The 13,367-nt window shown below is 72.2% G+C and carries 12 protein-coding genes; 4 read left to right on the forward strand and 8 right to left on the reverse strand.

Annotated features, from left to right (window positions below; all coding sequences use genetic code 11):
- Positions 1 to 4: 4 nt before the first annotated feature.
- The 3 genes from GTY67_RS04250 to GTY67_RS04260 all read right to left on the reverse strand — a co-directional run bounded on the left by GTY67_RS04250 (position 5) and on the right by GTY67_RS04260 (position 3,895).
- Positions 5 to 976 (reverse strand): aldo/keto reductase, encoded by a 972-nt coding sequence (locus GTY67_RS04250; RefSeq protein ID WP_161277826.1) that lies wholly within the window; start codon positions 974 to 976, stop codon positions 5 to 7.
- Between the two features lie 184 nt (positions 977 to 1,160).
- On the reverse strand, positions 1,161 to 2,588 hold the full coding sequence (argH, locus tag GTY67_RS04255) for an argininosuccinate lyase (protein ID WP_161277827.1): 1,428 nt from the start codon (positions 2,586 to 2,588) through the stop codon (positions 1,161 to 1,163).
- Positions 2,589 to 2,701: 113 nt separating this feature from the next.
- The gene (locus GTY67_RS04260; RefSeq protein ID WP_015607439.1) at positions 2,702 to 3,895 is read right to left on the reverse strand and encodes an argininosuccinate synthase; all 1,194 of its coding nucleotides are present in this window, start codon (positions 3,893 to 3,895) and stop codon (positions 2,702 to 2,704) included.
- Between the two features lie 171 nt (positions 3,896 to 4,066).
- Here GTY67_RS04260 and GTY67_RS04265 point away from each other — a divergent pair, with 171 nt between their 5' ends.
- Both GTY67_RS04265 and GTY67_RS04270 read left to right on the forward strand, forming a co-directional pair.
- Complete coding sequence (locus GTY67_RS04265; RefSeq protein ID WP_161277828.1) at positions 4,067 to 5,329, forward strand: hypothetical protein; 1,263 nt, start codon at positions 4,067 to 4,069, stop codon at positions 5,327 to 5,329.
- Between the two features lie 268 nt (positions 5,330 to 5,597).
- Positions 5,598 to 6,302 (forward strand): L,D-transpeptidase family protein, encoded by a 705-nt coding sequence (locus tag GTY67_RS04270; RefSeq protein WP_161277829.1) that lies wholly within the window; start codon positions 5,598 to 5,600, stop codon positions 6,300 to 6,302.
- A gap of 10 nt (positions 6,303 to 6,312) precedes the next feature.
- Here the strand turns inward: GTY67_RS04270 and GTY67_RS04275 are convergent, their stop codons facing one another.
- The 5 genes from GTY67_RS04275 to argC are packed head-to-tail and all read right to left on the reverse strand — an operon-like array spanning position 6,313 to position 11,188.
- Positions 6,313 to 6,852: an arginine repressor gene (locus tag GTY67_RS04275; RefSeq protein ID WP_093691099.1), complete on the reverse strand. Its 540-nt coding sequence runs from the start codon at positions 6,850 to 6,852 to the stop codon at positions 6,313 to 6,315.
- Positions 6,853 to 6,877: 25 nt separating this feature from the next.
- On the reverse strand, positions 6,878 to 8,086 hold the full coding sequence (locus GTY67_RS04280) for an acetylornithine transaminase (RefSeq protein WP_161277830.1): 1,209 nt from the start codon (positions 8,084 to 8,086) through the stop codon (positions 6,878 to 6,880).
- Positions 8,083 to 9,012 (reverse strand): acetylglutamate kinase, encoded by a 930-nt coding sequence (gene argB, locus GTY67_RS04285; RefSeq protein ID WP_093691103.1) that lies wholly within the window; start codon positions 9,010 to 9,012, stop codon positions 8,083 to 8,085. The genes GTY67_RS04280 and argB overlap by 4 nt, the downstream gene beginning before the upstream one ends.
- The gene (gene argJ / locus GTY67_RS04290; RefSeq protein WP_093691105.1) at positions 9,009 to 10,163 is read right to left on the reverse strand and encodes a bifunctional glutamate N-acetyltransferase/amino-acid acetyltransferase ArgJ; all 1,155 of its coding nucleotides are present in this window, start codon (positions 10,161 to 10,163) and stop codon (positions 9,009 to 9,011) included. The genes argB and argJ overlap by 4 nt, the downstream gene beginning before the upstream one ends.
- Positions 10,160 to 11,188, reverse strand: coding sequence for an N-acetyl-gamma-glutamyl-phosphate reductase (gene argC, locus GTY67_RS04295; RefSeq protein WP_093691107.1), 1,029 nt, complete (start codon positions 11,186 to 11,188; stop codon positions 10,160 to 10,162). The genes argJ and argC overlap by 4 nt, the downstream gene beginning before the upstream one ends.
- Positions 11,189 to 11,299: 111 nt before the next feature.
- Between argC and GTY67_RS04300 the strand changes: the two genes are divergently transcribed.
- Complete coding sequence (locus GTY67_RS04300; protein WP_161277831.1) at positions 11,300 to 12,256, forward strand: helix-turn-helix domain-containing protein; 957 nt, start codon at positions 11,300 to 11,302, stop codon at positions 12,254 to 12,256.
- Positions 12,257 to 12,363: 107 nt separating this feature from the next.
- Positions 12,364 to 13,362 (forward strand): type I glyceraldehyde-3-phosphate dehydrogenase, encoded by a 999-nt coding sequence (gene gap, locus GTY67_RS04305; protein WP_161277832.1) that lies wholly within the window; start codon positions 12,364 to 12,366, stop codon positions 13,360 to 13,362.
- Positions 13,363 to 13,367: the final 5 nt, after the last annotated feature.

A 13,367-nucleotide genomic window follows, 5' to 3' on the forward strand; every position in this document is an offset into this window, starting at 1 on the left:
GGGATCAGTGCCAGGGCAGGGCCGCGCGGTGGCGCCAGTACGACTCCGGCTCCTCCACCAGGGCGTCCAGCCGGTCCCGCTGCTCCTCGTCGAGGTCGACGACGGCCGCGTGCAGGTTCCCGGCGAGCTGGGTGACGGTGGCGGCGCCGGAGAGGACGACCCCGGCCCAGGGCTGGTGCAGGACGAGCGCCAGGGCCACCGCGTCGCCGCCCACCCCCGCGTCGGCGGCGATCTCGCGGAACACGGCGGGCGCCTCGTCCCCGGCGAGGCGCCCGTTGGCCATGCCCTCCTTGACGATCACGGTGAGCCCGGTCTCGTGGGCCTCGGCGAGGGCGGGTGCGGCCGAGGTCTCCAGGGCGTTGTAGGTGGCCTGGACCGTACGGAAGAGGGGGTTGCCGTCGACCGTGAGGGCGAGCGCGGCCCGGATGGCGTCGGCCTGGTTGGGGCCGCTGGTGGAGAAGCCGACGGCGACCCCGTCGGCGGCGAGGGCGGCCAGGCGCTCGTGGAGCTCCTTGTCGGCGAGGGCCGGGCTGTCGGGGGTGAGCGAGTGGATCTGGTAGAGGTCGAGTCGGTCCCCGAGGAGTTCGCGGGTCTCGGCGCGCTGGCGCTCGAAGGTGGCGAGGCTGTGGTCCTTGACCTCGTGGGCCTCGGCGTCGGTGCTCCAGTCGGCGGTGTAGGTGTACCCCCACTTGGAGCCGACGACGAGGTCGGTGAAGGAGGGCCGGGCGTCCAGCCACTCCCCCAGGAACTCCTCGGCGCGGCCGTAGGAGCGGGCGGCGTCGACGTACCGGACGCCCTGCGCGTACGCCGCGTCCAGCAGCTCGTGCGTACGGGCGCGCAGATCCTCCACGTCCCGGCCGTCGGGGAAGTCCTCGTCGCGGTGGAGGTTGATGTATCCGGGCCTGCCGACGGCTGCGAGGCCCAGTCCGATGTGGGCGGTCGGGGTCGTCGCGGTGGCCAGGGCGGTGAAGGGCATCGCGGGCTCCTCGGGGTCGGTTGCGGATACTCCTACCCCGGTCAACGTAGCCCGCGACACCTTTCGTACACCTGTGACGACACCGTACGCACCTGACTCGTGCACCTGTGACGACACCGTACGTACGCCGCCCGGGCGCGACCGTACGTACGCGAGGTCGTGCGGCTTCGGTGGCGCGGTGCGGCTAGCGGCGGGCGGCCGCCCAGGCGTTCTGCGCCTCCAGGTCCTTCTTCACCTCGGCGAGCTGTACGGCGACGGCGGAGGGTGCCGTTCCGCCCCGGCCGTTGCGGGAGGCGAGGGCGCCGCGCACGTTGAGGACGGTGCGGACCTCCGGGGTGAGGTGCTCGGAGATCTTCGCGAACTGCTCGTCGGTGAGCTGGTCGAGTTCGATCCCGTGCTGCTCGCACTCCTTGACGCAGGCGCCCGCGACTTCGTGCGCGACCCGGAAGGGGACACCCTGCCGGACCAGCCACTCCGCGATGTCGGTGGCGAGCGAGAAGCCGGCGGGGGCCAGCTCCTCCATGCGCTCCCGGTTGACGGTGAGGGTGGCCATCATGCCGGTGAAGGCGGGGAGCAGGACTTCCAGCTGGTCGCAGGAGTCGAAGACGGGCTCCTTGTCCTCCTGGAGGTCGCGGTTGTACGCGAGCGGGAGCGCCTTCAGCGTGGCGAGGAGGCCGGTCAGATTGCCGATGAGGCGGCCGGACTTGCCCCGGGCCAGCTCGGCGATGTCCGGGTTCTTCTTCTGCGGCATGATCGAGGAGCCGGTGGAGAAGGCGTCGTGGAGGGTGACGAAGGAGAACTCCTTCGTGTTCCAGATGATGACCTCCTCGGCGATCCGGGAGAGGTTGACGCCGATCATCGCGGTGATGAAGGCGAACTCGGCGACGAAGTCCCGCGAGGCGGTGCCGTCGATGGAGTTGCCGACCGAACCGTGCTCGAAGCCGAGATCGGCGGCGACCGCCTCCGGGTCGAGACCGAGCGAGGACCCGGCCAGCGCCCCCGAGCCGTACGGGGAGACGGCCGTCCGCTCGTCCCACTGGCGCAGCCGCTCGGCGTCCCGGGACAGGGACTGCACATGGGCGAGCACATGGTGGGCGAAGAGCACCGGCTGGGCGTGCTGGAGGTGGGTGCGGCCGGGCATCGCCACGTCCGGGTGGGCCTCGGCGAGGCCGACCAGCGCGCCCTGGAGGTCGGCGATGAGGCCGCCGATGATCCGGGCGTGGTCGCGGAGGTACATTCGGAAGAGGGTGGCGATCTGGTCGTTCCGCGACCGGCCGGCCCGCAGCTTGCCGCCCAGGTCGGGGCCCAGCCGCTCCAGGAGCCCGCGCTCCAGGGCGGTGTGGACATCCTCGTCGGCGATGGTGCCGGTGAAGGAGCCGTTGGCGACATCGGCTTCGAGCTGGTCGAGGCCGTCCTGCATCCGGGTCAGCTCGTCCTCGGTGAGCAGGCCCGCCTTGTTGAGGACGCGTGCGTGGGCGCGGGAGCCGGCGATGTCGTACGGCGCGAGCCGCCAGTCGAAGTGGACGGAGGCCGACAGCTTGGCCAGCGCCTCGGCCGGTCCGTCGGCGAAACGCGCGCCCCAGAGCCGGACGTCACCGTTGTTGCTGCTCACTGCGTGCTCCTCAAAAAGGCAAAGGCAAAGGCCAAGGCGTGGGCCCCGGTGCGGATATGCGGCCGCCTCCCTGCCGCGTGACGACGGGGAGGCGGCTGTACAACGAGAGGGGGTCAGGCGAGGTCGCGCTTGGCGGCGATCTTCGACGAGAGGCCGAAGAGCTCGATGAAGCCCTGCGCCTTGGACTGGTCGAAGGTGTCGCCCGAGTCGTAGGTGGCGAGGTTGAAGTCGTACAGCGACTCGTCGGACTTCCGGCCGGTGACGACGGCGCGGCCCGCGTGCAGGGTCATCCGGATGTCGCCGGTGACGTGCTGGTTGGCCTCGTTGATGAAGCCGTCCAGGGCCCGCTTCAGCGGGGAGAACCACAGGCCGTCGTAGACCATCTCGCCCCAGCGCTGCTCCACCTGCCGCTTGTAGCGGGCCAGCTCGCGCTCGACCGTGACGTTCTCCAGCTCCTGGTGGGCGGTGATCAGCGCGATCGCGCCGGGCGCCTCGTACACCTCACGGGACTTGATGCCCACGAGCCGGTCCTCGACCATGTCGATCCGGCCGATGCCCTGGGCGCCGGCCCGCTCGTTGAGCTGCTGGATCGCCTGGAGGACGGTGACGGGACGGCCGTCGATGGCGACCGGGACGCCCTCCTTGAAGGAGATGACGACCTCGTCGGCCTCGCGCGGGGTGGCGGGGTTGGAGGTGTACTCGTAGATGTCCTCGATCGGCGCGTTCCAGATGTCCTCCAGGAAGCCCGTCTCTACGGCGCGCCCGAAGACGTTCTGGTCGATGGAGTACGGGGACTTCTTGGTGGTCGCGATCGGGAGGTTCTTCTCCTCGCAGAAGGCGATCGCCTTGTCCCGGGTCATCGCGTAGTCGCGGACCGGGGCGATGCACTTCAGGTCGGGGCCGAGCGCGGAGATGCCGGCCTCGAAGCGGACCTGGTCGTTGCCCTTGCCGGTGCAGCCGTGGGCGACGATCCCGGCGTTGTGCTTCTTGGCGGCGGCGACGAGGTGCTTGACGATCGTCGGCCGCGAGAGGGCCGAGACCAGCGGATAGCGGTCCATGTAGAGGGCGTTGGCCTTGATCGCCGGGAGGCAGTACTCCTCGGCGAACTCGTCCTTGGCGTCCGCGACCTCGGCTTCGACGGCACCGCAGGCGAGCGCGCGCTTGCGGATGACGTCCAGGTCCTCGCCGCCCTGGCCGACGTCCACGGCAACGGCGATGACCTCGGCGCCCGTCTCCTCGGCGATCCAGCCGATGGCGACGGAGGTGTCCAGGCCGCCCGAGTAGGCGAGTACGACGCGCTCGGTCACGGGTTTCTCCTTACGGTGCAATCACTGATGGGTATAACTATGCGGTACTCCGTATGCTTTGTCAAAACCGCAGGTCAGAGCGGCGTGTAGGGCTTGCCCGGCGGAAAACGCCGTCGCTGCCTGACCGGAAGGCCTCTAGCATCGGCACCTGATCACGGGGAGGGGGACGCGGTGGACGGCTACGACGAGGAGTCCCTGAGAGCTGTGGTGCGGGTGTGCGAGGGCGCCTCGCCGGCCGAGGTGCTGGATGGCGCGCCGGCCCGGGCGTGGGTGGACTTCGACGCAGGCGTACGGAATCTCGACGACCGCTCGTGGCTGCTGCCCCGCCCGCCCGAGGAGCCGGTACGACCGGCCCGGACGCTGCTGGACCGGCTGCGCGGAACGGCCCCTTCCCGTACGGCTCCCCGGAACTCGCCTCCGCCGCCCGCCATCGCCCTGTGCCACGCGGACGGCCGGATCCGGGAAGCGGCACTGGAGGAGGCCCCCACCGCGCCGGAGTTGCGCCCGCTGCTGGCGGTGCGGTGCTCCGACTGGGCGGGCCCGGTGCGCGAGCGGGCGCGGGTGCTGCTGGCCGAGCTGCCCGGGAGTGCCCTGGTCCCGCTCGCCGAGCTGATCCTGCTGCTGTCGCGACGCACCCGGGGCGGTTTCGCCCGGTCCCTGCTGGAACGCGCGCTGCGGGAGGGCCCGGCGGCGGACGTCGTGGCGCTGATGGCCCACCAGGACCGGGCCACGTACCGGCTGGCGTACCGGATCGCGGTGGAACGCGCGCTGCTGACCCCGGCGGAACTGGCCACCACCGCCGCGACCTGCGGTGACGTCACCCTCCAGGACCTGTGCGCGGAGGCCGCCGTCGCCACCCTGACCGCAACGGACGGGGAGGCGGGGCAGGCCGCCGTGCTCGGCCGGCTGCTGACGGCCCGCTCCGCCCGGGTGCGCTCGGCCGGAGTGACCGCGCTGCGCCGGACCGGGCGCCACGGTGAGGCGGAGCCGTTCCTGGCCGACCGCTCGGCCGTCGTACGGGCCTGCGCCCGCTATGTGCTGCGTCAGGGCGGCATCGACCCGCTGCCCGTCTACCGGGCCCTGTGCACCGAACCGGCCGCACACCCCGGGGCCGCCGCCGGGCTCGGTGAGTGCGGGGACCGGGCGACGGACGCCGGGACCCTGTGGGCGCTGGTGGAGCACCCGTCACCCGCCGTCCGCCTGTGTGCGATCACCGGGCTGCGCGCGCTGGACGAGGTGGTACGGGAGCGGCTGACGCCCTCGCTGGACGACCCGAGCCCGGCCGTGGTGCGGGCGGCGACCGGGGCCCTGCTCCCGGAGGCCGCCGGTATTCCGGAGTCGTTGTTGCGCGAGCGGACCGCGCCGGACCGGCCGCGCGCGGTCCGGGTGGCGGCGGAGCGGCTGCTGCGGGCGGCGGGGAGGGGCGTGGCGTAGCGCCTGGTGGCGCCTTGGGCGGGGTGAGCCGCCGGGGGTTGGTGGCGCCTCGTGCGGGGTGGGCCGCTGGGCCGGAAGCGCGCCTCGCGCGGGCGCGGCGGTGGGCCGGAAGCGCGCCTCGCGCGAGGCGGGCCCGCTGGACCGGTGACGCGCCTCGCGCGGGGTGCGTCGCCGGGGGCCGATAGCACGCCCCGCGCGGAGCGTGGCGCTGGGCCGTACGGAGCAGGTCCGGTGGGGCGTCGGCCCCGGCCGCCGTACGGTCCGGAGCATGCGCCGACCTCTGCTGACCTTCGCCGTCCTCCTCACCCTGGCCACCGGCTCCCTCGGGGCCGTACCCGCCGAGGAACCGCCCCTCCCGGACCGGCTGGCGGACACGGGGGGCGGCTCCCAGCTGATCACCGCCGAGGCCCCGGACGCCGCCTCCACCACAGGCACGGTGACCTGGTGGGAGCGGCGCGGGGGCCGGTGGGTGGCGGCGGGGTCCGCGCCCGCGCGGTTCGGGGCCAACGGGCTGGCCGAGGGCGCCACCCGCGAGCAGGGCACCAGCACCACCCCGACCGGGCTGTACGACCTGCCGTACGCCTTCGGCATCAAGGACGCCCCGGCCGGGACCACGTACCCGTACCGCACGGTGAACGACGACTCCTGGTGGTGCCAGGACAACGCCTCGCGCGCGTACAACCGCTGGGTGGAACCGCGTCCCGCCGACTGCCGGGCGGACGAGGCCGAGCACCTGGTCTCGTACGGGACGCAGTACGCCCACGCGCTGGTGATCGGCTTCAACTACGCCAAGCCCGTACGCAACCGGGGCGCCGGGATCTTCCTGCATGTGAACGGGCGCGGGGCGACGGCCGGGTGCGTCTCCGTCCCGGCGGACGCGATGGCGGAGATCCTGGCCTGGGCCGAACCGGAGCGGCGGCCGCACATCGCGGTCGGGACCTCTTCGGGCCCGACCGCGATCACGCGCTACTGAACGCGGCGGCTCAGCGGTCGTTCTGAGCGAGCCTCAGCAGATGGTCGGCGAGCGCCTGGCCGCCGTTCGGGTCGCGGCTGATGAGCATCAGCGTGTCGTCGCCCGCGATCGTGCCGAGGATGTCGTGCAGTTCGGCCTGGTCGATGGCCGAGGCGAGGAACTGGGCGGCGCCCGGCGGCGTACGCAGCACCACCAGGTTGGCCGAGGCCTCCGCCGAGATGAGCAGTTCGGCCGAGAGCCTGCGCATCCGCTCCTCCTTGGCCGAGCCGCCCAGCGGCGCCTGCGGGGTGCGGAAGCCGCCCTCGCTCGGCACCGCGTAGATCAGCTCGCCGCCGGTGTTGCGGATCTTGACCGCGCCCAGCTCGTCGAGGTCGCGGGAGAGCGTCGCCTGGGTGACGCTCAGCCCGTCGTCGGCGAGGAGCTTGGCCAGCTGGCTCTGCGAGCGGACCGGCTGCCGGTTCAGGATGTCCACGATCCGGCGGTGGCGGGCGGTGCGGGTCTGCGGCACGGACGGTCCGCCGTGCTCGGTCTCCTGCTGCGCCTCGGTCATCGTCGTCGCCTCATTCTCCGGAGGGTCATGCTCCGGATCGTCCGTCCCCGTGTGCCGCGTCGAGAGCGCTCGGCAGGATCTCCAGGAACGCGTCCACCTCCGCGTCACCGATGATCAGCGGCGGCATGAGCCGTACGACATCGGGGGCGGGCGCGTTCACCAGGAGGCCGGCTCCCTGGGCCGCCTGCTGCACCTGCGGTGCGAGGGGTCCGGTGAGCACGATACCCAGCAGCAGGCCGCCGCCGCGGACATGGGAGACCAGCGGGTGTCCCAGCGCCTCCGCGCCGTCGCGGATCTTCTCCCCGAGCCGCTTGACCTCGTCGAGGGCTCCGTCGGCCGCGAGGGTGTCCAGGACGGCGAGTCCGGCCGCGCAGGCGACCGGGTTGCCGCCGAACGTGGTGCCGTGGTGACCGGGCTTCAGCAGGTCGGCCGCCGGGCCGAACGCGACGGCCGCGCCGATCGGCAGCCCGCCGCCGAGCCCCTTGGCGAGGGTGACGATGTCCGGCTCCACGCCCTGGTGGGCCTGGTGCTCGAACCACTGGCCGCACCGCCCGATCCCGGTCTGCACCTCGTCCAGGACGAGCAGGGTGCCGGTGGCCCGCGTGATCTCCCGGGCCGCCTCCAGATAGCCCTTGGGCGGCACGACGACGCCGTTCTCGCCCTGGATCGGCTCGATGATCACGAGCGCGGTGTCGGTGGTCACGGCCGCGCGCAGCGCGTCCACGTCCCCGTACGGCACATGCGTGACATCCCCGGGCAGCGGCACGAACGGCTCCCGCTTGCCCGGCTGGCCGGTGAGGGCGAGCGCGCCCATCGTCCGGCCGTGGAAGCCGCCGTCGGTGGCGACCATATGGGTGCGCCCGGTGAGCCGGCCGATCTTGAAGGCCGCTTCGTTGGCCTCGGCGCCGGAGTTGGCGAAGAAGACCCGCCCGGTGCGGCCGAAGAGCTGGAGCAGCCGCTCGGCCAGGGCGACCGGCGGTTCGGCGATGAACAGGTTCGATACGTGGCCGAGCGAGGCGACCTGGCGGGAGACGGCCTCGACGACGGCGGGGTGGGCGTGGCCGAGGGCGTTGACCGCGATGCCGCCGACGAAGTCGAGGTAGCGGGTGCCGTCCGCGCCCCAGACGTGGGCGCCCTCACCGCGGACGAGCGACAGCTGCGGTGTGCCGTAGTTGTCCATCAGCGCGCCCTGCCAGCGCGAGGTGAGTCCGGTGTCGGCTCCGGTGCCGGTCATGATTCCCCCTGTTCAGGTACTCCGTGTACGTCGATGGGGGCGTCCGGCACGACCATCGTGCCGATGCCCTCGTCGGTGAAGATCTCCAGCAGGATCGAGTGCTGGACCCGGCCGTCGATGACGCGGGCGGTCTCGACCCCGTTGCGTACGGCGTGCAGACAGCCCTGCATCTTGGGGACCATGCCGCTGGACAGCTCGGGCAGCAGCTTCTCCAGCTGGGTCGCGGTGAGCCGGCTGATGACGTCGTCGCTGTTGGGCCAGTCCTCGTACAGCCCCTCGACGTCCGTGAGGACCATCAGCGTCTCGGCGTTCAGGGCGGCGGCGAGCGCGGCGGCCGCGGTGTCGGCGTTGACGTTGTAGACGTGGTGGTCGTCGGCGGAGCGGGCGATGGAGGAGACGACCGGGATGCGGCCGTCGTCCAGGAGCGCCTGGATGGCCCCGGTGTCGATGGCGGTGATCTCGCCGACCCGGCCGATGTCGACGGACTCGCCGTCGATGGTGGGCCGGTGCTGGGTGGCGGTGATGGTGTGGGCGTCCTCGCCGGTCATGCCGACGGCGAGGGGGCCGTGCTGGTTGAGGAGGCCGACCAGTTCGCGCTGGACCTGCCCGGCGAGCACCATCCGTACGACGTCCATCGCCTCGGGGGTGGTGACCCGCAGCCCGGCCTTGAACTCGCTGACCAGGCCCTGCTTGTCGAGTTGGGCGCTGATCTGGGGGCCGCCGCCGTGCACGACGACGGGCTTGAGCCCGGCGTGGCGCAGGAAGACGACGTCCTGGGCGAAGGCGGCCTTCAGCTCCTCGTCGATCATGGCGTTGCCGCCGAACTTGATGACGACGGTCTTGCCGTTGTGCCGGGTCAGCCAGGGCAGCGCCTCGATGAGGATCTGCGCCTTCGGGAGTGCGGTGTGCTTCCGCGCGGCGCTCATGAGCTGTACGCGCTGTTCTCGTGGACGTAGTCCGCGGTGAGGTCGTTGGCCCAGATGACGGCGGACTCGGTGCCCGCGGCGAGGTCGGCGGTGATCTTGACCTCCCGGTAGCGCATGTCGACGAGGTCGCGGTCCTCCCCCACGCCGCCGTTCTTGCAGACCCAGACGTCGTTGATGGCGACGTTGAGCTGGTCCGGCTCGAAGGCCGCCTTCGTCGTGCCGATCGCGGAGAGGACACGGCCCCAGTTGGGGTCCTCTCCGTGGATGGCGCACTTGAGGAGGTTGTTACGGGCGATGGACCGGCCGACCTCGACGGCGTCGTCCTCGGTGGCCGCGTTGACCACCTCGATCCGGATGTCCTTGGAGGCGCCCTCGGCGTCCCCGATGAGCTGCCGGGCGAGGTCCGCGCAGACGGCCTGTACGGCCTCGGCGAACGCGTCCTGCTCCGGGGTGATGCCGCTGGCACCGGAGGCGAGCAGCAGCACGGTGTCGTTGGTGGACATGCAGCCGTCGGAGTCGACCCGGTCGAAGGTGGTCCGGGTGGCCTCGCGGAGGGCGGCGTCCAACTGCGGGGCGGGCACATCGGCGTCGGTGGTGAGGACGACGAGCATGGTGGCGAGGCCCGGGGCGAGCATGCCCGCGCCCTTGGCCATGCCGCCGACGGTCCAGCCCTCGCCGCCCGCGACGGCCGTCTTGTGCACGGTGTCGGTGGTCTTGATGGCGATGGCGGCCTTCTCACCGCCGTGCTCACTGAGAGCGGCTGCGGCCTTCTCGATACCGGGGAGCAGCTTGTCCATGGGCAGCAGGAGCCCGATGAGCCCGGTGGAGGCGACGGCTACTTCCCCCGCGCTGTGGCCCTCCAGCACCTCGGCCACCTTCTCGGCGGTGGCGTGGGTGTCCTGGAACCCCTTGGGTCCCGTACAGGCGTTGGCGCCCCCGGAGTTGAGGACGACGGCGGTGACCTCGCCGCCCCTGAGGACCTGCTCGGACCAGAGCACCGGGGCGGCCTTGACGCGGTTGGAGGTGAAGACGCCCGCGGCGGCGCGACGGGGCCCGTTGTTGACCACGAGGGCCAGGTCCGGGTTACCGCTCTCCTTGATTCCGGCGGCGATGCCCGCCGCCGAGAATCCCTGTGCTGCCGTGACGCTCACGGTGCAACTCCGATCGTCGTAAGACCTGTGTCCTCGGGGAGCCCGAGGGCGATGTTCATGCTCTGGAGGGCGCCGCCCGCGGTGCCCTTGGCGAGATTGTCGATGGCGCAGATGACGACGATCCGTCCGGCGGCCTCGTCGTGGGCGACCTGCACCTGTACGGCGTTGGAGCCGTACACCGCGGCGGTGGCGGGCCACTGGCCCTCGGGCAGGAGGTCGACGAACGGCTCGTCCGCGAACGCCTTCTCGTACACCGCGCGCAGGGCCTCGGCGCTCACGCCCGGCTTGGCCTTCGCGCTGCACGTGGCGAGGATGCCGCGGGGCATGGGCGCGAGGGTGGGCGTGAAGGACACGGTGACCGGCTGTCCGGCGGCGGCGCTGAGGTTCTGGATCATCTCTGGCGTGTGGCGGTGGACGCCGCCGACGCCGTACGGGGTCATGTTGCCCATCACTTCGGAGCCGAGCAGATGCGGCTTGGCCGCCTTGCCCGCCCCGGAGGTCCCGGACGCGGCGACGACCACGGCCTCCGGCTCGGCGAGGGAGGCCGCGTACGCCGGGAAGAGCGCGAGGGAGACTGCGGTGGGGTAGCACCCCGGCACCGCGATCCGCTTGGACCCGGCGAGCGCGTCCCGCCCGCCCGGCAGCTCGGGCAGCCCGTAGGGCCAGGTCCCGGCATGCGGGGACCCGTAGAACTTCTCCCAGTCCCCGGCGTCCTTGAGCCGGAAGTCGGCCCCCATGTCGACGACGAGGACCTCGTCCCCGAGCTGCTCGGCGACGGCGGCGGACTGCCCGTGCGGCAGGGCGAGGAAGACCACGTCATGACCGGCGAGAACGTCGGCGGTGGTCGGCTCCAGCACCCGGTCGGCCAGCGGCCGCAGATGAGGCTGGAGCGAGCCGAGCGTCTGCCCGGCGTTGGAGTGCCCGGTGAGGGCTCCGATCTCGACGCCGGGGTGCACCAGCAGAAGACGGAGCAGCTCACCGCCGGCGTATCCGCTCGCCCCTGCCACCGCTGCGCGTACCACCATCGGAACCCTCCTCGTTGATGGCATGACTATACGCAGCGCTGCACTTTTATGCAATCAGTGACCGTGGGGCGGAACAGGGCCGACGCCCCCGCCCCGCGTACCCTCTCCCCCGTGCCCGCCTCACCCCCGTACCACGTCGCCGTCCTCGTGCTCGAAGGTGCGAAGCCTCTCGATGTGGGGATCCCCGCGCAGGTGTTCACGACCCGCGCGAGCATGCCGTACGAGGTGCGGGTATGCGGGGCGGCGCCCGGTCTCGTGGCCGGTGGGGACGGGCTGTCGTACGACGTCGCCCATGGCCTCGAAGCGCTCGCGTGGGCCGACATCGTCTTCGTACCCGGGTACCGGCATCCGGACCGTGACGACCCACCGCCGGCCGTCGTCGACGCGCTGATCGCCGCCCACCACCGGGGCGCCCGGCTCGCGGCCATCTCCACGGGGGCCTTCGCGCTCGCCGCCACAGGGCTACTCGACGGCAGGCGGGCCACGACGCACTGGCACTACACGCGGGCGCTCGCGGCGAGGTATCCGCTCGTCCAGGTCGACGAGAACGTTCTCTTCGTCGACGAGGGCAGCGTGCTGACCTCGGCCGGTGCCGCCTCGGGTATCGACCTGTGCCTGCACATCCTCCGCGGCGATCTGGGAGTCTCCGCGTCGAACCACGCGGCGCGGCGGCTGGTGGCGGCCCCCTACCGCAGCGGCGGTCAGGCCCAGTACGTGCCGCGCAGTGTGCCCGAACCGCTCGGCGAGCGGTTCGCCGCCACCCGGGAGTGGGCGCTGCACCGGCTCGCCGAGCCCCTCACCCTCGACGCCCTCGCCCGGCACGCGGCGGTGTCGCCGCGCACGCTCTCGCGGCGCTTCGTCGAGGACACCGGGTACACGCCGATGCAGTGGGTCATGCGGGCCCGCATCGACGTGGCCCGCGAGCTGCTGGAGCGTTCGCGGCGGGGCATCGAGCAGATCGCCGCCGACGTCGGCCTCGGCACCGGTGCCAATCTGCGGCTGCACTTCCAGCGCATCCTGGGGACGACGCCGAGCGAGTACCGGCGCACCTTCGCCCGGGACGAATAGCCTGGCGCGATCCTTTCGGACCGTGGCGATCACGCCGCTGTCGACGGTGGACGGTGCGCGCGAACCTGGTGGCGAACCCGCAGGGACCGGAAGGGACACCACCACTCATGACCCGCATCGCCATCAACGGATTCGGCCGCATCGGACGCAATGTGCTGCGCGCACTGCTGGAGCGCGACAGCGGCCTGGAGATCGTCGCCGTCAACGACCTCACGGAGCCCGACGCGCTGGCGCGGCTGCTCGCCTTCGACACCACGGCGGGACGGCTCGGCCGCCCGGTGACCGTCGACGGGGACACCCTGGTCGTGGACGGCCACCGCATCACCGTGCTCGCCGAGCGCGAACCGGCGAAGCTGCCGTGGGCCTCGCTCGGCGTCGACATCGTGCTGGAGGCGACGGGCCGCTTCACCTCGGCCGAGGCCGCCCGTGCGCACCTCGACGCGGGTGCGAAGAAGGTGCTGATCAGCGCGCCGGCGACCGGCGCCGATGTCACTCTCGCGTTCGGGGTCAACACCGACGCGTACGATCCGGCCGCGCACACGATCGTCTCGAACGCCTCGTGCACGACCAACGCGCTCGCGCCGCTGGCCAAGGTGCTGGACGACCTGGCCGGCATCGAACACGGCTTCATGACGACGGTGCACGCCTACACCCAGGAGCAGAACCTCCAGGACGGCCCGCACCGCGACGCCCGCCGCGCCCGCGCCGCCGCCGTCAACATCGTGCCGACCACGACGGGCGCCGCCAAGGCGATCGGCCTCGTGCTGCCGAACCTCGACGGCAAGCTGTCGGGCGACTCGATCCGCGTACCGGTTCCGGTGGGATCGATCGTCGAACTCAACACGACCGTCGCGCGCGACGTGACGCGCGAGGACGTGCTGGCGGCGTACCGCGCCGCGGCGCAGGGGCCGCTCGCGGGCGTACTCGAATACTCGGACGACGCGCTCGTCTCGTCCGACATCACGGGCAACCCGGCCTCGTCGATCTTCGACTCGGCGCTCACCCGCGTCGACGGCCGCCATGTGAAGGTGGTCGCCTGGTACGACAACGAGTGGGGCTTCTCGAACCGTGTGATCGACACGCTCGAACTCCTCGCCGCCGGCTGACTCGC

Source organism: Streptomyces sp. SID8374 (assembly GCF_009865135.1).
In the GTDB taxonomy this organism is placed as follows: domain Bacteria; phylum Actinomycetota; class Actinomycetes; order Streptomycetales; family Streptomycetaceae; genus Streptomyces.